Origin of the sequence: Bradyrhizobium sp. NBAIM18 (assembly GCF_020193825.1) — a bacterium.
GTDB lineage: Bacteria > Pseudomonadota > Alphaproteobacteria > Rhizobiales > Xanthobacteraceae > Bradyrhizobium > Bradyrhizobium yuanmingense.
This window is the reverse complement of sequence record NZ_JADYVO010000065.1, coordinates 1-933: the sequence shown is the minus strand read 5'-3', so window position 1 is coordinate 933 and position 933 is coordinate 1. Positions and strand designations below refer to the sequence as shown.

The following is a 933-nucleotide window of genomic DNA, read 5'->3' as shown; positions in this document are numbered from 1 at the left end:
GTCCTGGTCTCCGTGCTGCTGATAGCCTCAAGTGCGGGCATTCTATGGTGGCAGGGGCAGCAGATACTCGACAATTACACGACCATCCGGGAGCAGAAGAGCACGCAGGCCATGCTGTCCGAGAGGAACAGCGGCGTGCAGCTCACGACCTGCGGAGAGGAACGACGCCGCTGCGTGAGGGTGAACCCGGACGCGGGACGGTTCGGAGAGGATTCGAGCTGGATGATACTGGCGGGGAAATAGCACATGACGGAACTGGAAAAACAGTTGCTGAGCGCATTAGAGCAGCTACAGCAGGACTACTCGAAAAGGCTGGACGAGTGGGAGAGCGCCTTCGCGGAATGGCGGACGATGTGTGGTCTTATGAAACGGGAGAACGCAGCGCTGAGCGAGCGCGTCACGGACTTGAGCACGCAGGTGCTGAGTTTAAGCGAGCAGCTGCGCCGGTTGTCGTAAGGCTGAACGACATCGAGGCACACCGGGAGCAGGAGCGCGCAGCGCAGCACCAGAAAGCGCTGGAGCTGGAACGATCGCAGCGTCAGCAGGAGTATGACGGTCCGTCGCTGTGATAACCGGATAAAACGGGGCTTTCATTGAGGATCTGCGACGAAACCCGGTGCCATTCACCCGGCTGCATGGCTATGCAGTCGGGTGAGATTTATCAGGCGCAGAATGCACGGTTTGCGGGGTGGTTTACTGTCGGTTTTGCAGGACTGACGCCGCATTCGCGCTGAACCCGTCCGGAGAGGTGCGGGCAAGGGATGTTATGGTAAAAGCATGATGCCTGGCGGGTACGGAAAAATTGTGGCGACCGAGCCCACGAGACGCTCAAAAAAAAAAAAACATCGAGCGCTCACACTTAAGGATAAGAATGAGGGCGGAGTCTATGATGGTCTGGAGCAGCAGCTAGTCGTACTGGTTTGTGTTCAGTAA

General features: G+C 57.7%; 1 protein-coding gene and 1 pseudogene. Both read left to right on the top strand.

Going from position 1 to position 933, the window contains the following annotated elements; translation table 11 throughout:
• A pseudogene (locus I6F17_RS37425) lies at nt 1-243 on the top strand (mobilization protein); the annotation flags it as partial.
• 3 nt (nt 244-246) lie between these two features.
• The gene (locus I6F17_RS37420; RefSeq protein ID WP_225190483.1) at nt 247-456 is read left to right on the top strand and encodes an MbeD family mobilization/exclusion protein; all 210 of its coding nucleotides are present in this window, start codon (nt 247-249) and stop codon (nt 454-456) included.
• The last annotated feature ends 477 nt before the right edge of the window (nt 457-933 follow it).